The sequence below is a fragment of the Vibrio sp. F13 genome (assembly GCF_020806305.2).
GTDB lineage: Bacteria > Pseudomonadota > Gammaproteobacteria > Enterobacterales > Vibrionaceae > Vibrio > Vibrio crassostreae_C.
Genome location: NZ_CP170175.1, coordinates 2,894,709 through 2,915,406 on the forward strand (window position 1 = coordinate 2,894,709; position 20,698 = coordinate 2,915,406).

Genomic DNA, 20,698 nt, shown 5'->3' on the forward strand with positions numbered 1-20,698 from the left:
TTAGCTATAAGCTCGAAAGCGACTCAATGATATTTGTTCAAAGCCCCTAATCATTAGGGGCTTTTTTGTACCTTGAATCTAATTTCTTACTTCTTACTTCTTACTTCTACAGCAGAACCCCTCCCGCTTAATCCTTTCGTCGACACTGATAAGACCACTCATACATTATGGTTATTATCAATGGAACTTGTTTGAGGTCACACGCACAAAACCACAAATAATGTATGGTAATGACATAGATTTAATAATATTAATAATATTGTATTACTTAAATTTTAATTGTTGATAACTCGCGTGTGCGAAAGGTAAAGGTAGGACTTAGGTATGATTCAAATCGTTATTGATGGGAAATATCGAATCGTCGAGCAAGGACAAACCGTTCTTGAAGCGGCAAAAACATGTGGTTTGGAAATCCCATCTTTATGTGGTTTGAATAAAACAGCGGATAAAGTGCCGTGTGATTTGTGTGTTGTGGAAGTTGATGGCGTTGGTGTTACTCGCTCTTGTGAGCTTGAAGTGTCTAATGGGCTGAATATTACCACTCAGTCAAAACAGTTAACGAATCATCGACAAGAAGCGTTGAATCGCATCATGACCGATCACTACGCTGACTGTGAGGCGCCATGCCAAACAGCCTGTCCTGCTGGGGTCGACATCCAATCTTACCTGCACCATATTGCTCAAAATGATCACATTAAAGCGATTGAAGTGATCAAAAAGACATTGCCAATGCCGCTTTCAATTGGTCGTGTGTGTCCTGCTTTCTGTGAAACCGAATGTCGTCGTAACTTGGTCGATGAATCCATTGCGATTCGCCAACTCAAACGACACGCTGCCGATGCGGATCTAGCGGCTCAAGAGAGCTACATGCCAGCGAAGAAACCAAATAAAGGCAAGAGCATTGCTATTGTTGGTAGTGGCCCCGGTGGGCTTACGGCGGGTTATTACCTATCTAACGAAGGCTATGATGTCAGTGTCTATGAGTCGATGCCGCAAGCGGGTGGTTGGCTGCGTTACGGTATCCCTGAATATCGCTTACCTAAGTCGATTCTAGATAAAGAAATCGAGTTGATGTGTCGCAACGGAATGGTGGTTGAGTGCGGTAAAAAACTCGGTGTTGATTTTACACTGTCTGATTTAAGTAACGATTTTGATGCGGTTTGTTTAGCCGTTGGTGCATCGCAAGCGGTCGAGATGAATTACCCGGGTAGCGAACTCGGCGGTTGTTATTTGGGTGTCGATTATCTGAAAGATTACGTGACCGATCAGCAGTACGTCACTGGTAAAAAGGTTGCCGTGATCGGTGGCGGTAATACAGCGATTGACTGTGCTCGAACCGCAGTTCGTGATGGCGCGGATACTACGCTGATTTATCGTCGTACTCGAGATGAGATGCCAGCAGAAGATTACGAAATCGAAGAAGCTGAACATGAGGGTGTGAAGTTCCACTTCTTAACCAACCCTGCAGAAAACATAGCCGATGAAAATGGTCATGTATCAGAAATACGATTAGAACGAATGGCTTTGGGTCCTGCTGATGCTTCAGGCCGCCGCAGCCCTAAACCAACTGGCGAGTTCTTTGTTGAAGCGTTTGATACGGTTATTGCTGCCGTGTCGCAAAAGCCTGATCTGAGCTTTATGGACAATGAAGCGATTGATATTCCTCTTACTCGTTGGAATACCGCAGATGCTGATCCACAAACCATGCATACCGGAACCGGAAATATTTTCAGTATTGGTGATTTCCGACGCGGCCCTGCAACCGCAGTCGAAGCGGTGGGGGATGGGCGTATTGCTGCACAAGCGATCGATCGCTTCTTCCATGGTGATATGGACAATATTCCAGCCAAACCGTTTAACTCAAGAAAGCACAAACAGCTCAAAGCGGTGGATCCTGAGCAATACCAGTCGATACAACGCATGGCTCGTAAGATCATGCCAGAACTAACGCCCGAGCAGCGTGAACAAAGCTTTGATGAAGTAGAAACAGGGTTTGAGAATGCTGATGCAATAGCGGAAGCTGCAAGATGTCTAGAGTGTGGCTGCCAAGCCAATACCGATTGCGACCTACGAGACTACTCGACCGAATACAAAGCAACGCAAACGCATCCAGAGTACAAAATCGATGTGGCTTCGAATGAGAGTTGGCAGGCGATTCGTGCTGAAGAAGCGAAGGTCGGGTTAACAAGGCAAAAATTTTCGGTCGATGACAGTTCTGAGTTCATTATCTTTGACGCCAACCGCTGTATTAGTTGTGGCCAGTGTATCCAAGCCTGTCGAGAACAGAATGTTCATGGCGTTCTAAGCTTCATGAATCAATCGGATGGCAAACCTGCATCAAGACCTGAATGTCGCCCTAACTTTGGGGCAGATAAGACCTTAATGGGCGACTCAAACTGCGTTCAATGTGGATCGTGTATTCAGGTGTGTCCAACCGGTGCAATGGTGGATGCTCGCGACAGAAAGCAGGGAGACACAGACGTACTCAAGAAAGTCGATACCATCTGCACCTATTGCGGTGTCGGCTGCAAGCTAACCATGCATATCGATGAGCAGAAAAACAAAATCCGCTATATCGAAGGCGGAGACTCTCCGGTTAATGAAGGCATGTTGTGTGTTAAGGGACGATTTGGCTTCGATTTTGTGGGCAGCGATGCGCGTTTAACCACACCATTAATTCGTAAAGATGGCTGGTTGCAACCTGCAAGTTGGGATGAGGCAGTTAAGCTTATTGCCGAGAAGTTTACTGCGATTAAGCAAGGCTTTGGCAGTAACGCTTTAGCGGGGTTCTCGTCGGCGAAAACCACCAATGAAGATAACTATGCCTTCCAAAAATTCATACGTCGTGAACTCGGTACCAATAACGTCGATCACTGTGCGCGCCTTTGTCACGCATCTACTGTTACTGGTTTAGAGGCTTCGCTAGGTAGCGGGGCGATGACCAATGATATTCCAAGCATCAAGCACTCAGATGTGATCTTTATTATTGGCTCCGACACCACGTCAGCACACCCAATTATTGGCTCGCATATCAAGCAAGCTGTGAGACATGGTGGAGCGAGATTGATCGTTGCCGATCCAAAACGAATCGATATTGCTGACCATGCTGAACTTTATTTAGCGCACCGACCGGGTACTGATGTAATGTTGATCAATGGTGTGATGCAGCAAATCATCAAACACGGTTGGTACGACCAAGAGTATATCGAAGACCGTGTGGATGGCTTTGATACCTTGCTTCAAGAGGTAATGTCACCAAGTTATTCACTAGACAAAGTGGAGCTGGTAACTGGCGTTAAAGCGGAAGACATCTTCGCAATGGCGCGATTGATTGGTACTGCAGAGCGTACAGCGGTGTACTACTCGATGGGCATTACGCAACATACCACTGGTCACGATAACGTTCGATCAATCGCTAACCTACAGCTCTTGTGTGGCAATATCGGAATTGAAGGCGGCGGTATCAACCCATTACGTGGTCAATCCAATGTTCAGGGTGCGTGTGACATGGGCGCATTGCCAAATAACCTTCCGGGTTATCAGAAAGTGTACAACCCAATGGTTCGTCAAAAATTCGCGATGGAGTGGGGTGTTTCTGACCTACCGGCTGAAACAGGCTTAACGTTGACCGAAATTATTGATGGAGCGTGTCATCGAGATGTTCGTGGTCTGTACGTAATGGGCGAGAACCCAGTGCTGAGTGACCCGAACCAAGCGCATGTGATTGAAGGTCTTGAAGCGTTAGATTTCCTCGTGGTTCAAGATATTTTCTTAACCGAAACCGCTCAATATGCCGATGTGGTGCTACCGTCTTGCTCGTTTGCTGAGAAGTCTGGTCATTTTACTAATACCGAGCGTCGTGTTCAGCGTATTAACCCGGCGGTATTGCCTCCAGGTGAAGCGAAAGAAGATTGGGTGATTATCCAAATGTTGGCTAATGCGATGGGCGGCAATTGGGAATATGACTCGGTTGCTGATATCACCAATGAGATAGCGCGTGTCACGCCACAGTATGGTGGTTTACGTTGGGAGAACATTACGGTGAACGGCGTGCAATGGCCAAGTAATAAGAACAACCCTGATGGCACACGTATCATGCACCAGACCCAATTTACGCGTGGGCGTGGTCAAATGGAGGCGATTCCGTTTAGATACGCTGCTGAGCTACCGGATGCGGAATACCCGTTAGTATTAACGACAGGCCGTATTCTAGAACAGTTCCACACCGGAACCATGACACGTAAAACAAAAGGGTTGGATAACTTAGCAGGGCCGCGTGCCATGGTGAGTGTTCATGATGCTGAAGCGCTAGGTATCTCGAATGGTCAGATGCTTAAAGTCTCAACACGTCGTGGTGAAATTGAAATCGCGGCTTTTGTAACCAAGCGAATGCAGAAAGGTGTGGTGTTTATTCCCTTCCATTTCGTGGAGTCTCCTGTGAACCGTTTGACGACAACGGCGACCGATCCGCATGCCAAGATCCCTGAGTTTAAGGTTGCGGCAGTGCGCATTGATCCGATTCGTGAGCCTGAAATTGAAGCGACAGAGGCTTAGCCCAATTCGTTAACAAATGGCAGATACTAAAAAGCCGCGTAACTCTCAGAGTTATGCGGCTTATTTATTGAGCTCTATTAGGTATCAAGTGACCTAGTTAGCAAATAGCTCAGTTCGGAACAATCTCGTTACCGTGAACACCGAATTGCTTAGCTGCGTATGCCACGCGCTCTGCAGGTTTCGGGTATTCAGCCGGTGTACCAAGGTTCTCAATATGGTGCAATCGAGGAAGCAGACCAGCACCGTTCGCGATTTGGATAGCCAAACCTGGACGTGCGTTAAGCTCAAGTACCATTGGGCCTTCTTCTTGGTCTAGAACCATGTCGGTACCCATGTAGCCAAGCCCCGTCATTTCCCAAGCGCTTGATGCCAGTGTTAGCAGTTTTTCCCAATGCGGCACTTGAAGTAGCGCCAACTCTTTACCCGTATCTGGGTGGTGAGTGACTGGGTGGTCAAACTGAACCGCACGAACGGCTTTACCCGTCGCAATACAAATACCTACACCTACAGCCCCTTGGTGCAAGTTAGCCTTGCCGTCTGAAGCTGAAGTAGATAAGCGCATCATCGCCATAACAGGGTAGCCCTTGAATACGATGATTCGTACATCTGGCACACCTTCGTAACTGAAGCCATCGAAACACTCATCAAACTTAATGAGGTTTTCAACTACCGCTACATCGTTCTTACCACCAAGTGAGAAAAGGCCTGCAAGAGCGTTACTGATGTGACGCTCTACGTCTTCTTCATTGATAGTCGAACCTGATGGCTTGGTATAAACCCCATCCTTGTGAGATGTCACAACAAGGATGCCTTTACCACCACTACCTTGAGCTGGCTTGATTACGAAACCCGGCCACTCTTTTACCATCTTGTGGATTGTTTTTACTTCAGCTTGATGACCAATCACGCCAATCAGTTTTGGTACAGTAGCACCAGCCTGTTCAGCAATGATCTTCGTCTTAAGCTTGTCATCAACGAGTGGATACTTGGAACGATCATTGTAGCGACCAATATAACTATGGTTACGCTTGTTCATTCCCATTATGCCTTTGTCTTTCAACCTAAACGGTGAAGTAAACTGATCAAACATAACTTAGTCCTCCGCTAGCGGTTTAAAGCGACGAAGCTCGGTTAGACGGTATCCTGTGTAGTTACCTAGTAGCAAGATGGTCGCTAGAATAACAAGTTGTAAACCAATAAAGTTAAACGTTAAGTGCTGAATGAACGGGTTAGTCATGCCTAAGTAAACAAGAACCGCAGTAAATAGAGAACCACCACCTTGCAGCATTACTTCTTTCGCGCCTTCTTCTTCCCAGAGGATAGACATACGTTCGATAGTCCAAGATAGGATAATCATTGGGAAGAACGTAATGGATAGACCTTCAGTCAGACCCACTTTAAACGCGACCACAGTGAATACAGAAATAATCATGATTACCGTGATGATTACGGCGGATATCCTGGCGACCAGTAGTAAGTTGAGTTTGGACAAGTAACTTCGAATAATCAGACCCGTACCTACGATAAGTAGGAAACCGACAATACCCGTTACCAATTGTGTTTGCACAAAGGCTACCGCAATCAGTACTGGCATGAAGGTACCGGACGTTTTCAGACCTATGATGACACGAAGGAACACAACAATCAGAGCACCGATAGGAATCAGCATGATGGTTTTAAACATCGCTTGCTCTTCTAGCGGTAGGCTGTGAATCGATAGGTTCAATAGCTGGTCTGCAGAGACCTTACTGTTGGTTGCTTCCGTTGGTGAAACCTCTTGAGCAATCATAGAGAAGTGAACTTTACTGTTCTGACCGCCAACAACATCCAGTAGAGAAACGTTAGATTCGTCCCAGATGAGTAGGTTTGGTTGAACTTGTTGTTCGCTTGATTCCGGAGAGAACAGAATCCACTGGTCGTTATCCCAGATCTGAATCATGTTCTGAATTGATTGACGACGACGGCCGTCTTCTAGCTCGATAACACCAACGACTTTGTTGTGTATTTTCGCTGCTGAAAGTAGCTTGTGTGTCGCTTCCACTTTAGTCATGTTATTCAGAATCAGCGCAGAGTTTTGACTGTCTGGATCATTAAGTGTTTTGATGAGCTCACGAGTGAACGTTAGATTGTCTGCAGAACGCTTTGTTGCTCTGTCAATAAGAGCTAGAGACGCCGCTTCTTCCGGGCCGTCGAAGCTTGGTTGAACCACTTCACCTTCTGGTGGTGTGTCGTTCACTTTAGCTTGGTTGTCGACTAGGAATTGTGTCTTGTAGTAGATGGTTTGAGGGCCATCTGCGTAACGAATAGACCACTCTGCACGACGACCTGACTCAGTATTTAAGTAAGAAATACCGTAACCTGGTGATGAAGCCGATTCGCCGATAAGTGTGTAGTTAGACTGAGTATGAGGAGCCGCTAAGGAAACTTTTGCTTCTTTGCCTACTGCGTTGAACTCAATACGAGCTTCAACGTCCCAAACCTGCCTGGTTTCCCCTGGAGTCCAAGGTACACCGTAGGTCGTATGTCTGAACATACTCAGTGTTATGCCTGCCACGATAAGCAGGAATATAGAGATATAAAATGGAATTCTTGACGTCATAGCTTACCCTACTATTGTTATTTAACTTCCGTTTGTACGTACTTTTTACTTACATCTACTAGCGCTATGTCTTTGATAAATTCGCGCCCTAGTAATACAGGGTGACTCATTTGAGAGCGATCCGCCAATGTAAATTGCGCTTTTTCATGGATTTTTCCAACTTTAACCCATAATTCAATCACAGCTCGACGTTCTGTCTGATCATTCGTTGATTGGCGGATTTTCACATAACGTACAACAGGCGCTTCAATCCATTTTTGGTCTTCTGCCGCTTGTCCTTGGTCTTCTAGGTGGAACTTAACCCAGTTCTTACCATTTCGTTCGAATTCTTTAATATCGACGGCATTCAAAGAAGAGGTTGTTGCGCCGGTATCCACTCGCGCATCAAAGCTTTGTTTGATTGAGTCGATAGATACTTTTTCGATTCCGCCAAGGATAGTCGGTTGTGAGGTAGGAGCGATAGGAGCCGCTGCAACTGCCACGGGTTCTTCTTCCTCTAGCTCTTCAATGACTTTGTGTTCCATGCTTGTTAGATGAACATCTAACTGATTTGAAAGGGTGATGATTTCGTCTTCTAAGCTTTCAATGTAATCACTTTGATTACTGACTTGCAGTTCAAGATTTTGAACCTTATTTGCGATGTTTGTCTCTGAGCGGGCAATAGCATCGAGAGTTTCTTGGTGGTAGGCAGCACCGTTAGTAAGGGTACAACCAGAGAGCAAACCAACCGCCACAATAGGCGATAATCGCTTAAACATAAAAAAACCTTTGGAAATTAGAGAATAGTTCAGACTATTTAGAAGTTTAGCCCACAAAAAAGGATGCGTGAAGCATCCTATTGTAAGAGTCTGGTCATATTGAATCGCAATGTGAGCGCTACGCCAATTATTGTAATTTTAAATAGCTCACTTATTAAGCATAAGTCAATTTTTGTTCAATTTGCGCGCATTTTTGTGAAAGCTCACAGCGAAGCAAAAGGTGGCGCTGTAGCCACCAAAAAGCCATTACTCTGTTATCGGCTAAATAATGGCTTTCGGGCATCACATTTATGGCTTGGTCGCCACAAGAATGGCACGTCTTGGTGCTGGGTGACCTTCAACCGTTTTACTTGGATCATTCGGGTCTAAGTAATCTGGTAGAGAGTTGTGTGTCATCCATTCTGTCGTGCGTTGCTCGCCGATTGTCGTGACATTCTCATCCACGATGCGCACGTCTTCAAAGCCGACCTGTTCAAGCCAGCGTTTCAGAGCTCGAGCAGAGGGGAAGAAGTACACGTTTCTCATCTGCGCGTAACGGTCAACAGGAACCAGAACTGCATTTTCATCGCCTTCAATCACCAAGGTTTCAAGAACCAGTTCACCGCCAGACACCAATTGGTCTTTCAGTTGAATCAAGTGGTCCAGTGGTGAACGACGATGGTAAAGCACGCCCATGCTGAATACCGTGTCGTAGGCTTCTAACTTTGGGAGCTGCTCAATACCTAGAGGTAATAGGTGAGCTCGTTGGTCATCGCCCATCAACTTACGAATTGCTTCAAACTGAACCAAGAATAGGTGGGAAGGATCGATACCAACCGTTAAGCGAGCACCTTCACCCAGCATGCGCCACATGTGGTAACCATTGCCACAACCTACATCGAGAACCGAACGGTTTTTTAATGGAGATATATGTGGAAGCACACGATCCCATTTCCAGTCACTGCGCCACTCTGTATCGATATGGATGTCGTGAACCGTATAAGGACCTTTTCTCCACGGGTGGAAAGTCTTCAATAAGCTTTCTAGCTTTTTCAGTTCGCCTGTGTGGTATGGCGTAGAACTACCAATCGTCACTGAATTTTTCAGGTCAACTTGATCTGGCACGTCTTGTGGAATCTTGTTTAGTGCACGTAGCCAGCGGTCAAAGTCACCGTGCTCTGCATTTTGCCAATCGGTCAGTTGCTGTGGCAGGACATTTAGCCACGGCTGAAGGCGAGTATCTTGGGCAATAAGTTGATAAAAATTGGCAAAATTAAACATAGGTTTTCACTGAGTTGGTGGTGTAGAAATTAAATTTGTCACTCCATTAAGAGTGTGGACAAACATGCTAGGGAATCTCGTTTATCGTGTTTGATAAGAGATCCCCAATTCGTTTGTTCCTCGCTCTTGAGGATGACATTTTAGTACGTGCTAACGGTGTCGCGACGGTTACGTAATCTAAAATGTTTACTTTATCGCGAACATTGAACCAAAGTTGAAACATTGGAACCAGACTTCGCTGCTTGAGAAGCCAATCTTATCAAATCGCTCTCTGTGAACAGGGATCGAATCCGGGCGCATCACGTTTTCAATTGCGCTACGTTTCTGACTTACTTCTAGCTCGCTGTACCCGTTAGCACGTTTGAAATCATGGTGCAGGTCGATAAGCAGTTCATTTGAGCTTTCATCTTCGAATACGTATTTTTCTGACAGGATTAAGATCCCGCCTGGGCGCAAGCCAGCATGAATTTTCTCAAGCAGAGCGTATCGATCGTCTGGAGAAAGAAATTGCAGCGTAAAGTTAAGCACCACAACAGAAGCGTCTTTGATTTCCACTTCACGGATGTCGGCTTCAATCACTTCTACCGGTGTGTCACTGCGGTAAGCATTAACGTGCAATTTGCAGCGCTCAACCATGGCTTCTGAATTATCGATCGCGAAAATCGTGCAGCCTTCTTGCTGAATGTGACGACGCATAGAAAGTGTCGCAGCACCAAGCGAGCAGCCAAGGTCGTAAATATTTGAGTGTGGCTTTACAAAGCGCTCAGCCAGCATGCCGATTGCAGAGATGATATTGCTATAGCCAGGCACCGAACGTTGAATCATATCCGGAAATACTTCAGCAACCCTTGCATCAAAGGTGAAGTCTCCAATTTTATCAATAGGAGCGGAAAAGATATTGTCTGTGTTGCTCATAGCATTTTCTCTCGACAGTCAGCGTAATTGGCACAAAATTCGTACCAAATAAAAGGGGGCGTATTTTACGTAAAAAAAACGCCACTGTCACGAAAACTGAGATTTAGCTCAAGGTTCGAAGCTACTTACAAGTGAGAGGTTAAAACATCGAGATTTGGTGATTGCCTTTTTGAGCTGGAAACTGAGCCAGTTCGGGCAGTAATAATGATGTATTTTCAGAGACTTGCTTTTGTAGCCTCTTATAAATAGCAATCGCAAGTTCAGGTGCGTGGTTATTGTCTGGGGTGTGGATCATTAAATAGGGCTGCTTGCCTTCATTAAGCCAGTTTGGGATTTTGGCAAACCAAGGCTTAAAAAACTCAATATTAGGTTCTTGGTCTGGGTGACCAATAAATCGAATCATCGGGTTATTGGCGGTAGCAATTGCATGAACAGGAACACGCGGTTTTTTCTGATGCGCATCGATCACCGCTTCTGTGGTGGGTGGCGCAGAGAAAACGGGGCGGCTGTCCATAATGATGCGATTGATACCTTCCTCAACCAGCCATTGGTTGAAGCGTTTTTCCGCATCGCCCTTATCAAAGAAACCTAAGTGTCGAACTTCGACGCCAAGCTGCATATCTTTTGGGAATAAGGTGCAAAACTTTTGTAGGGCAGGCAGCATGCTGGGCTCAAAACTGTGCGGCAGCTGAATCGTCCATTGACCAATACGGTCATGCAGTGGCGACATCGTCATCAAGAACTCTTTGAGTTCGGCTTGGCAGTGTCTCAGTTGTTGCTGGTGGGTGATGAATTTGGGCAATTTGAAGGTGAACTTGAAATCATCGTGACTGGCGGCTTTCCAATTGTGAACGGTAGACATACTTGGCGTAGCGTAAAAGGTGGTGTTGCCCTCAACGGTATGGAAAACTTGGGTGTATTTTTCCAAGCGTTCGGCAGGCTTGGTGCCTTTACCGTAGAACTGACTTTGCCACTCAGAATGAGACCACATAGTTAATCCAAGTCTTAGAGGTAAAGTTTCTGTTGTTATTACACGATTATCCATCTATTACACCGTATCCATCACGCCATCAGTCATTACAAAAAGTTTTTGGGTTGAAACGAAAATCTACTTTACGAGAGTTTTGCTGATTAAGGTACTTTCGAGATATAATTATCGCAATTTTTTCGGTTTTGATGAATCTTTGCGCACTTGATGGGCTAAAAAGCAGCAAAGCCAGATAAAACACAATAAATTCGAATGTGGAAGGTCGATTTTAAGCGAGTTTCCGCGTATAAATGTTCCTTTGCTCTGTTGTGTGGAATGACCACTGACAGCTTGGAAATTAGTAAATAATTAAGAGATTGGGAAATTCATTATGCGTACCCATTACTGTGGTAACCTGAACAAGTCCCTGGCGGGACAAACTGTAGAATTGTGCGGCTGGGTAAACCGTCGCCGTGATTTAGGCGGTCTTATCTTTATTGATATGCGTGATCGTGAAGGCATCGTTCAGGTTGTTGTCGATCCAGATATGAAAGATATCTTCCCGATCGCTAACCAACTGCGTAATGAATTCTGTATCAAATTTACTGGTGAAGTACGTGTTCGTCCTGACAGCCAAGTAAATAAAGACATGGCTACTGGTGAAGTAGAGCTTTACGCGACGGGTCTAGAGATCATCAACCGTTCAGAAGCGCTTCCACTAGACTTCAACCAAACGAACTCTGAAGAGCAGCGTCTTAAGTACCGTTACATCGATCTTCGTCGTCCAGAAATGAGCGACCGTATCAAGCTTCGTGCACGCGCTTCTAGCTTCGTTCGTCGTTTCCTTGATGAGAACCTATTCCTAGACATCGAAACGCCAGTATTAACTAAAGCGACGCCAGAAGGTGCTCGTGACTACCTAGTACCAAGCCGTGTTCACAAAGGCAGCTTCTACGCGCTTCCTCAATCTCCTCAGCTGTTCAAACAACTGCTGATGATGTCTGGTTTTGATCGTTACTACCAAATCGTTAAATGTTTCCGTGATGAAGATTTACGTGCTGACCGTCAGCCTGAATTTACTCAGATCGATATCGAAACATCGTTCATGTCTTCTCAAGAAGTACGTAACATCACTGAAAAGCTAGTTCACGATATGTGGAAAGAGCTTCTAGATGTTGAACTAGGTCAATTCCCAGTAATGCCTTTCTCTGAAGCGATTCGTCGTTTCGGTTCTGATAAGCCAGATCTACGTAACCCACTAGAGCTAGTGGACGTTGCTGACTTAGTTAAAGACGTTGAGTTCAAAGTATTCTCTGGCCCAGCTAACGACGAAAAAGGTCGTGTAGCGGTTATCCGTGTACCAGGTGGTGCTAAGCTAACTCGTAAGCAAATCGACGGTTACGCAGAACACGTAAACATCTACGGCGCGAAAGGCCTAGCATGGATGAAGGTTAACGACCGTGCAGCAGGCATGGAAGGTATTCAATCTCCAGTTGCTAAATTCCTAAGCGAAGACGTAATCAACGGTATTCTAGATCGCACTCAAGCTGAATCTGGCGATATCATTCTGTTCGGCGCAGACAAAGCGGGCATCGTTGCTGAAGCAATGGGCGCACTTCGTCTTAAACTAGGTACTGATCTAGAGCTAACAGACACATCTGCATGGGCTCCACTGTGGGTTGTTGACTTCCCAATGTTCGAAGAAGACGGCGAAGGTAACCTACACGCAATGCACCACCCATTCACATCGCCACTAGGTGTGAACGCGGAAGAGCTAAAAGCGAACCCAGCAGCAGCAAACTCTGATGCATACGACATGGTAATCAACGGCTACGAAGTAGGCGGCGGTTCTGTACGTATTCACAACGCAGAAATGCAAACGGCTGTATTCGGTATCCTAGGTATCGAAGCACAAGAGCAACAAGAGAAGTTCGGCTTCCTACTAGATGCTCTTCAATACGGCACTCCACCGCACGCTGGTCTAGCATTCGGTCTTGACCGTCTAGCGATGCTACTTTGTGGTACAGAGAACATCCGTGACGTTATCGCATTCCCGAAAACAACAGCTGCAGCATGTCTACTAACAGACGCGCCAAGCCTAGCGAACCCAGCATCACTGGAAGAGCTAGCAATTGCAGTTAAACTAGCGAAGAAAGAAGACTAATCAAGCGATTAGCCTAACTTTCTACTGAAGCTTTGAGTTTTCGATAGAGCTAAATTTTGTAGTAGAACAATAAAATGCCCGTTAATTTGACGGGCATTTTTTTTTGCGTTCGATATACTAAGCTCATAAAGCATGTATAAATAATCAGTATTTGAAGTTATGTCTATTATCTTAGGGATTGACCCTGGCTCACGCATTACCGGTTACGGTGTTATTCGTCAAAATGGCCGCCACCTATATTACTTAGGGAGTGGTTGCATTCGCACCTCAGAAAAAGAGTTGCCGGGCCGACTCAAACAAATCTACGCCGGTGTGAGCGAAATTATTACTCAGTTCCAACCGGATGTGTTTGCGATAGAGCAGGTCTTCATGGCTAAGAATGCAGACTCAGCGCTTAAGCTTGGGCAAGCTAGGGGCAGCGCGATCGTAGCGGCTGTAAATGCGGATTTGCCTGTTCATGAATACGCGGCTCGTTTAATTAAGCAAGCGGTGACGGGTAATGGTGGTGCGGACAAGTCTATGGTTCAGAACATGGTGATGAGCATGCTTAAGTTACCCGCTAAACCACAGGCCGATGCTGCCGATGCTCTAGGCGTAGCGATCACTCACGCCAACACCAATAAAACTTTGATAGCGCTTGCGGGTAAAGCAACGGGTGCAAGAAAAGGGCGTTACCGTTAATTCTCATTCTCTTGTAAGCTCCTAACATACAGCCTTTAGACCTATTCCATCGATGAGCCTCACGCCCTGTTTGGCTCATATCAAAACACTACGCTGCTAAATCCTTGATGAAATGAGATCTTTCGAACAGAACCCAGATAATAACATTGCGTATCATTTAACATGTTATTAACATTGGTCGGAGGTCTAACAAGTTAATCAAGGATGATCACTGATGAACCCTATCAAGCTGTGGCGCGCGCTGTTTTTACCCAAAAGTAATGGGTGGAGTAACAACGAAGTCAGACAAGCCGATATCTTATTACTCTTTACCTTTATCGCCTTCTTTGTGGGTGTCTACAGCTTAATCAAATGGACCAAGCACGAAGAGCAACTTCTGATCGCCACATCTGTGTTCCTTATCGTGTTCGAACTGATCTCTGCACTGCTGTTGCGTGTTACCAGTAAGCCCAGTCTTGCTCTCAATTTTGGCTTTGTGGGGATGGCGGTACACGCCCTCAATATTATCTATCAAAGCGGTGGTGTGGTGGCGTCAACACAGGCTTATTGGGTGCCTTTGTTAGTGGTCGCTTTTTTCTTGTCAGGAACACGCATTGTCGCCTTGGTATGGAGTGGGTTAGTGATCGGGGTTTCATTGGTGATGACGTCGGCTCACCTTAATGGCTTTGAATTTCCGCAGTTAGTACTTACTCCTGAAGCGGTGGTGGTTGAAACCTGGTCTGGTGTGATCATGCCGTTGGTGGTGATTTGCATTGCTCAAGCGTTTACCGCGAAGCAAAAAGAGATCGCAATCGAAATAGCGGAAGAAGCGATTTCAGAAAGCCAGCAGGTTGCCAATCAAGCAACTCAAAGTGAAGCGCGCTTATCGGTTGTGCTAGACCAAGCCAATTCGAATTCAGAAAGCTTACAGGGTGTCTCTGTTCATCTAGAACAACAGTCACAAGACTTACATGGTCAAGTCGAGGTGTTGAACATAAATTGTGAATCCCAAGCGAGTGCGGCAGAACAGATGAGCCAACAACTGCATCAGATGACACAAGGCATCGAGGAATCTAATTCATTTGTGGGTGAACTAAAAGAGCGCAGCGAAGCCGTTGGCACCAAAGCTCAAAAAAGTTCTGAGTCACTTGAGGCCTCGACCAGTGCAATCAGCCAAATTATTCAAAGCAACCAAGAGATCATGAAGGTCGCGGATCTGATTACGTCGGTTGCTGAACAAACTAATTTGTTGGCATTAAATGCGGCCATAGAAGCGGCTCGCGCAGGAGAACAGGGAAGAGGATTTGCGGTAGTTGCCGACCAAGTGAGAGAGTTATCGGCGAAAAGCAGTCATTCCGCAATAGAAATTCGAACCCTGTTGGACCGCAGTAAAGACGAAGTGGAGCATGGACGAGCGATTATTGAGACGACTGCGAATGAGATGAACGGCATCATCTCCGAGGTTCAAACTATCTCGACTGACGTCAATCAGCTGACCAACATTATGGCGATGCAGATGAATTCCTTGAAAGAGCTCGATCTCGCGAGTTCAGAAGTGGCGCAAAGTGTCGCGGAAACTAAATCTGTTTCAGGGTTAGTGGCCAATTATGGTTCTGAACTCACAGGACATGTTACCTCTGTCAAAGAGCTGGTCGAAAGCCTAAATAACGTGGTTTCACAAGCCAAACAAGCGTAAATAAATCACCCGAATAAACACAAAGAACTGGATAAGGATCCAGTTCTTTTATATTCTGTCCCTCAAATTATATTCCACCAAGAGAGTGAATTGTGATCGGACGTCTACGCGGTACATTAATAGAAAAACAGCCACCAGAGTTATTAATTGAAGTGAGTGGCGTTGGCTATGAAGTTCAAATGCCAATGAGCTGTTTTTATGAATTACCAAACGTTGGCGAAGAGGCAATTATCTACACTCACTTTGTCGTACGTGAAGATGCGCAACTACTTTATGGTTTCAATACGGTAAAAGAGCGTGCTCTGTTCCGTGAAGTCATCAAAGCAAATGGTGTAGGTCCTAAGCTAGGCCTTGGCATACTTTCAGGCATGACCGCTAGCCAGTTTGTTCAGAGTGTTGAACGTGAAGATATCTCTACGCTGGTTAAACTTCCGGGTGTGGGTAAGAAAACCGCAGAGCGTCTTGTCGTTGAAATGAAAGACCGCTTGAAAGGGTGGGGCGCAGGTGATCTGTTTACGCCTGCAACGGATGCAGCGCCTATGGACTCAATGCCAACAGTCCACGATGCTGAAGAAGAAGCAGTAAGCGCACTACTTGCATTGGGTTATAAACCAACTCAAGCCTCTAAAGTTGTTGCTCAAGTGGCTAAAGATGGCATGACAAGTGAACAATTGATTCGCGAAGCACTAAAGTCGATGGTTTAATACCTCATATACTTGTTCTACAAAATAGACTCATTCACTTTGCCTTTACACAGAGTCAAGAAGCGCAGAGTCAGGAAGAGCAGAGTTAGGAATAACAGAATTTATGATTGAAGCCGATCGCCTGATTGCACCGGATAATCCGGTCTTTAAAGATGAAGATGTCATTGATCGCGCAATACGCCCTAAAGCACTTGCCGACTATCAAGGTCAGGACCACGTTCGTAACCAGATGGAGATTTTTATTCAAGCCGCTCAAATGCGAAATGAAGCTCTGGATCATCTGTTGATTTTCGGCCCTCCCGGTTTAGGTAAAACCACGTTGGCAAACATTGTTGCCAATGAAATGGATGTGAGCATCCGTACCACTTCAGGCCCTGTTCTTGAGAAAGCAGGTGACCTTGCGGCGCTACTGACTAACCTTGAAGAAAATGATGTGCTGTTCATTGATGAGATCCACCGTCTAAGCCCAGTGGTTGAAGAGGTGTTGTATCCAGCAATGGAAGATTACCAATTAGATATCATGATTGGTGAAGGCCCTGCGGCACGTTCTATCAAGATTGATCTTCCTCCTTTCACTTTGATTGGCGCAACCACTCGCGCTGGCTCACTGACGTCTCCGTTACGTGACCGTTTCGGCATTACCCAGCGTCTTGAGTACTACAAGGTTGAAGACCTTCAAAATATCGTTCAACGCAGCGCGGATTGCCTTGGCCTATCTCTGGAGTCTGAAGGTGCATTAGAAATTGCTCGCCGTGCGCGTGGTACACCACGTATTGCTAACCGCTTATTACGCCGTGTACGAGATTATGCGGAAGTGAAAGGCGACGGACATATTTGCCCAGACGTTGCAGATAAAGCACTCAACATGCTGGACGTTGACGCCAAAGGTTTTGACTACATGGATAGAAAGCTTCTGCTTGCGATAATGGAGAAGTTTGGCGGTGGTCCGGTTGGTATCGACAACATGGCAGCTGCGATTGGTGAAGAGAGAGACACCATTGAAGATGTGTTGGAGCCTTACTTGATTCAGCAAGGTTACTTACAAAGAACGCCAAGAGGTCGAATGGCGACCGACAGAGCGTATTTACACTTTGGAATAGATAAACCGTCTAATCGTTAAATTATTCATTTACAAAGATCCCAGTTGCATAAGCGCTGGGATTTTTTGCTTTTTATTGAATAACAACTCTTTGAGCGATTCGATAAAAAGGCTGAATAGCCTCTGTCAAAAATGAAAACTTTGATTGCAGGTTTGATTTAGCTAGCAAAAAATGAAATAAGTTGTCATATTTTTTGTTAATACTTTATAGGTAGTTGTAATTTGTATGTTGAAGTGGTGCTGAGCTTTTGTCACAGATATCATGCGCTGTTATTAACAGAGGCTAAATTGGTGTGATTTTAATCATGATTGTACAAAAATAACTCTAATTTGCTCGAATAAAATTGATACAAATCAACGCAAGGTTCTCCTATAAACCTTTTGAAACATACTGATTTTACCAGTAATATTAGCGCCAGCTATATTAGCTCATGCTTAACAATAATCTAACTATAACGGTACGTTTTTGCTACAAATTTCAATTTGTAATAACAATTACACAAATTGTTTTAACATGGATTTTTGCGGTGAATAATCACACAAGTGTCATTCAGCCGACACAAAGGAGTTACCATGATTGATGTTGTTGATCTGTCGCGATTGCAATTTGCATTTACAGCGATGTATCACTTCCTATTTGTTCCACTGACTTTAGGTATGGCATTTCTACTTGCCATTATGGAGTCAGTTTATGTAATGACTGGCAAGCAAATTTACAAGGACATGACTAAGTTCTGGGGTAAATTGTTTGGTATTAACTTTGCTCTTGGTGTAGCGACAGGCTTAACCATGGAGTTCCAGTTCGGTACTAACTGGTCTTACTATTCTCACTATGTTGGCGACATCTTTGGTGCTCCGCTGGCTATCGAAGCGCTTGTTGCATTCTTCCTAGAGTCTACTTTTGTTGGTCTTTTCTTCTTCGGTTGGGACAGATTGTCGAAGCGTCAGCACTTAGCGGTAACGTGGTTAGTAGCTCTTGGCTCTAACTTCTCAGCGCTTTGGATCTTGGTAGCGAACGGCTGGATGCAAAACCCAGTGGGTGCGGAATTTAACTTTGAAACCATGCGTATGGAAATGGTGAGCTTCGCTGAAGTTGTCCTAAATCCAGTAGCGCAGGTTAAATTCGTACACACAGTAGCGTCTGGTTACACTACGGGTGCAATGTTCATCCTTGGTATCAGCTCATACTACATTCTTAAAGGTCGTGACCTTGCCTTTGCTCGTCGTTCTTTTGCGATTGCAGCATCTTTCGGTATGGCGGCGATCTTGTCAGTAATCGTACTAGGCGATGAATCTGGTTACGAGCTTGGTGAAGTTCAAAAAGTGAAGCTCGCTGCGGTAGAAGCCGAGTGGCACACTGAAGAAGCACCAGCCGCATTTACTGTTTTTGGTATTCCAAACCAAGAAACAATGAATACTGACTACGCAATTAAAATCCCATACGTAATGGGCATCATCGCAACGCGTTCGCTTGATACTGAAGTAACGGGCCTACGTGACTTACGTGATGATCACGTTGATCGTATCCGTACTGGTATGTACGCATACGAGCTACTTGAAAAGCTACGTTCAGGCGATAAGTCTGAAGAAAACATCGCAGCGTTCGACGAAGTGAAAGGTGACCTAGGTTACGGTCTGCTTCTTAAGCGCTACACAGACGACGTTGTTGACGCAACAGAAGACCAAATCCAAATGGCTGCGGATGATTCTATCCCAACAGTTTGGCCTCTATTCTGGTCATTCCGTCTGATGGTTGCTTGTGGCTTCATCATGCTGTTTGTATTCGGTGCGGCGTTTGTTCAAACGTGTCGTCAGAAGATCGAACAAAAACCATGGGTACTTAAAGCGGCGCTATTCTCAATCCCACTTCCTTGGATTGCGATTGAAGCAGGTTGGTTCGTTGCTGAGTTTGGTCGTCAGCCATGGGCGGTTGGTGAAATCCTACCGGTTAACGTTGCAGCATCAGCACTGACTATTGAACAGCTTTGGACTTCTCTATTCGCGATTCTTGCACTGTACACAGTGTTCTTGATTGCTGAAGTTTACCTAATGCTGAAATTCGCACGTAAAGGTCCAAGTAGCTTAAAGACAGGCCGTTACCACTTCGAACAAAACGATAACTCTGTTGAAGACAAAGTTAGCCGTTCAGTCGAAGTATAAGTGAGGGAATATTATGTTTGATTACGAAAGCTTACGACTTATTTGGTGGGTATTGATCGGTGTTCTACTGGTTGGTTTCGCCGTAACTGATGGCTTCGATATGGGTGTTGCAGCTCTTTCACCTGTTATCGGTAAGAGCGACACTGAACGTCGTATTATGCTAAACACGATTGCCCCTCACTGGGATGGTAACCAAGTTTGGCTTATCACTGCGGGTGGTGCATTGTTTGCTGCATGGCCACTGGTTTACGCAACGTCGTTTTCTGGTTTCTATTTCGCAATGTACGCGACGTTAGCAGCGCTTTGGTTACGACCACTCGCTCTTGATTACCGCTCTAAGATTGAAGATCCAAAATGGCGTAAAACTTGGGACTACGCACTTTGCTTTAGTGGCACAGTACCACCAATCATTTTCGGTGTGGCATTTGGTAACCTACTACAAGGTGTTCCATTTGAACTGAACGAATTTATGATGTCTAAGTACCATGGTACGTTCTTCGCTCTGCTTAACCCATTTGCATTGCTTTGCGGTGTGTTGGCTCTGATGTTGTTCGTGATGCAAGGTGCAACATGGCTTCAAATGAAGACAACAGAAGAACTGCACAGTCGCGCTCGTAACGTTGCTCAGATCACTGGCCTAATTGCTATTGCTCTGTTCATTATTGGTGGCTTCTGGGTTCAGTCTATTGAAGGCTACGTAATCACTAGCACGATGGACACGTTTGCTGATTCAAACCCACTAAACAAAGAAGTATCACTTCAAGTTGGTGCTTGGATGACAAACTTCGAAACGTATCCAGCAATGTGGGCTGCGCCGATTCTTGGTGTAGCAATGCCACTGCTTGCTGTGATTGCATCTCGCTTTGAGCGTGGTGGTTTCGCATTCTTGTTCTCAAGCCTGTCTAACGCTGGTGTTATTTTAACGGCTGGTTTTGCAATGTTCCCATTCGTAATGCCATCAAGTCTGAACCCTAGCCATAGTTTGACTATGTGGGATTCAACAGCGAGTGAGCTAACGCTTGGTCTTATGACCGGAGTTGCGGCGGTAATGGTTCCTGTGATTCTTGGCTACACAACTTGGACATACTACAAAATGTTCGGTCGTCTAGATAAGAAACACATCGAAGATAACGACGTTTCAGCTTACTAAGCTAGAAGTTAA

14 protein-coding genes are annotated in these 20,698 nt (G+C 45.4%); 8 read left to right on the plus strand and 6 right to left on the minus strand.

All coding sequences use genetic code 11. The features are described 5' to 3' along the window. Positions 1-324: 324 nt before the first annotated feature. Complete coding sequence (gene fdhF / locus LMH68_RS13375) at positions 325-4,554, plus strand: formate dehydrogenase subunit alpha (protein ID WP_229647095.1); 4,230 nt, start codon at positions 325-327, stop codon at positions 4,552-4,554. 109 nt (positions 4,555-4,663) lie between these two features. On the opposite strand, the gene LMH68_RS13380 is transcribed toward fdhF, so the two are convergent. The 6 genes from LMH68_RS13380 to LMH68_RS13405 all read right to left on the minus strand — a co-directional run bounded on the left by LMH68_RS13380 (position 4,664) and on the right by LMH68_RS13405 (position 11,131). Beyond that, complete coding sequence (locus tag LMH68_RS13380; RefSeq protein WP_026084277.1) at positions 4,664-5,644, minus strand: alpha-L-glutamate ligase-like protein; 981 nt, start codon at positions 5,642-5,644, stop codon at positions 4,664-4,666. Between the two features lie 3 nt (positions 5,645-5,647). Beyond that, complete coding sequence (locus LMH68_RS13385) at positions 5,648-7,153, minus strand: inactive transglutaminase family protein (protein ID WP_229647094.1); 1,506 nt, start codon at positions 7,151-7,153, stop codon at positions 5,648-5,650. 17 nt (positions 7,154-7,170) lie between these two features. Then, positions 7,171-7,911: an ATP-dependent zinc protease gene (locus LMH68_RS13390; protein WP_065585129.1), complete on the minus strand. Its 741-nt coding sequence runs from the start codon at positions 7,909-7,911 to the stop codon at positions 7,171-7,173. Between the two features lie 288 nt (positions 7,912-8,199). Further along, a complete protein-coding gene (gene cmoB / locus LMH68_RS13395) occupies positions 8,200-9,171 on the minus strand; it encodes a tRNA 5-methoxyuridine(34)/uridine 5-oxyacetic acid(34) synthase CmoB (RefSeq protein ID WP_017062084.1) in 972 nt (323 codons plus the stop codon). A gap of 186 nt (positions 9,172-9,357) precedes the next feature. Beyond that, complete coding sequence (cmoA, locus tag LMH68_RS13400; protein WP_017062083.1) at positions 9,358-10,086, minus strand: carboxy-S-adenosyl-L-methionine synthase CmoA; 729 nt, start codon at positions 10,084-10,086, stop codon at positions 9,358-9,360. 139 nt (positions 10,087-10,225) lie between these two features. Next, entirely contained in the window at positions 10,226-11,131 is a 906-nt protein-coding gene (locus LMH68_RS13405) for a DUF72 domain-containing protein (protein WP_029235140.1), read from the minus strand. Positions 11,132-11,444: 313 nt separating this feature from the next. Between LMH68_RS13405 and aspS the strand changes: the two genes are divergently transcribed. The 7 genes from aspS (at position 11,445) to cydB (ending at position 20,686) form a co-directional block, all read left to right on the plus strand. After that, entirely contained in the window at positions 11,445-13,217 is a 1,773-nt protein-coding gene (gene aspS / locus LMH68_RS13410; RefSeq protein WP_017630636.1) for an aspartate--tRNA ligase, read from the plus strand. A gap of 159 nt (positions 13,218-13,376) precedes the next feature. Beyond that, a complete protein-coding gene (gene ruvC, locus LMH68_RS13415; RefSeq protein ID WP_008219936.1) occupies positions 13,377-13,898 on the plus strand; it encodes a crossover junction endodeoxyribonuclease RuvC in 522 nt (173 codons plus the stop codon). A gap of 214 nt (positions 13,899-14,112) precedes the next feature. After that, on the plus strand, positions 14,113-15,573 hold the full coding sequence (locus LMH68_RS13420; RefSeq protein ID WP_229647093.1) for a methyl-accepting chemotaxis protein: 1,461 nt from the start codon (positions 14,113-14,115) through the stop codon (positions 15,571-15,573). Between the two features lie 92 nt (positions 15,574-15,665). Then, entirely contained in the window at positions 15,666-16,277 is a 612-nt protein-coding gene (gene ruvA, locus LMH68_RS13425) for a Holliday junction branch migration protein RuvA (protein ID WP_017076435.1), read from the plus strand. Positions 16,278-16,380: 103 nt separating this feature from the next. Next, entirely contained in the window at positions 16,381-17,397 is a 1,017-nt protein-coding gene (gene ruvB / locus LMH68_RS13430; RefSeq protein ID WP_229647092.1) for a Holliday junction branch migration DNA helicase RuvB, read from the plus strand. Between the two features lie 552 nt (positions 17,398-17,949). Then, a complete protein-coding gene (gene cydA / locus LMH68_RS13435) occupies positions 17,950-19,536 on the plus strand; it encodes a cytochrome ubiquinol oxidase subunit I (protein WP_004736475.1) in 1,587 nt (528 codons plus the stop codon). Between the two features lie 13 nt (positions 19,537-19,549). Continuing rightward, positions 19,550-20,686, plus strand: coding sequence for a cytochrome d ubiquinol oxidase subunit II (gene cydB / locus LMH68_RS13440; RefSeq protein ID WP_102383406.1), 1,137 nt, complete (start codon positions 19,550-19,552; stop codon positions 20,684-20,686). The last annotated feature ends 12 nt before the right edge of the window (positions 20,687-20,698 follow it).

Bases quoted from the DNA above. Each gene is read 5' to 3' on its own strand.
- cydB (WP_102383406.1), top strand. From the start codon at position 19,550: ATGTTTGATTACGAAAGCTTACGACTTATTTGGTGGGTATTGATCGGT.
- aspS (WP_017630636.1), top strand. From the start codon at position 11,445: ATGCGTACCCATTACTGTGGTAACCTGAACAAGTCCCTGGCGGGACAA.
- LMH68_RS13390 (WP_065585129.1), bottom strand. From the start codon at position 7,911: ATGTTTAAGCGATTATCGCCTATTGTGGCGGTTGGTTTGCTCTCTGGT.
- cmoA (WP_017062083.1), bottom strand. From the start codon at position 10,086: ATGAGCAACACAGACAATATCTTTTCCGCTCCTATTGATAAAATTGGA.
- ruvB (WP_229647092.1), top strand. From the start codon at position 16,381: ATGATTGAAGCCGATCGCCTGATTGCACCGGATAATCCGGTCTTTAAA.
- LMH68_RS13385 (WP_229647094.1), bottom strand. From the start codon at position 7,153: ATGACGTCAAGAATTCCATTTTATATCTCTATATTCCTGCTTATCGTG.
- cmoB (WP_017062084.1), bottom strand. From the start codon at position 9,171: ATGTTTAATTTTGCCAATTTTTATCAACTTATTGCCCAAGATACTCGC.
- fdhF (WP_229647095.1), top strand. From the start codon at position 325: ATGATTCAAATCGTTATTGATGGGAAATATCGAATCGTCGAGCAAGGA.
- ruvC (WP_008219936.1), top strand. From the start codon at position 13,377: ATGTCTATTATCTTAGGGATTGACCCTGGCTCACGCATTACCGGTTAC.
- LMH68_RS13380 (WP_026084277.1), bottom strand. From the start codon at position 5,644: ATGTTTGATCAGTTTACTTCACCGTTTAGGTTGAAAGACAAAGGCATA.
- LMH68_RS13405 (WP_029235140.1), bottom strand. From the start codon at position 11,131: ATGGATAATCGTGTAATAACAACAGAAACTTTACCTCTAAGACTTGGA.
- LMH68_RS13420 (WP_229647093.1), top strand. From the start codon at position 14,113: ATGAACCCTATCAAGCTGTGGCGCGCGCTGTTTTTACCCAAAAGTAAT.
- cydA (WP_004736475.1), top strand. From the start codon at position 17,950: ATGATTGATGTTGTTGATCTGTCGCGATTGCAATTTGCATTTACAGCG.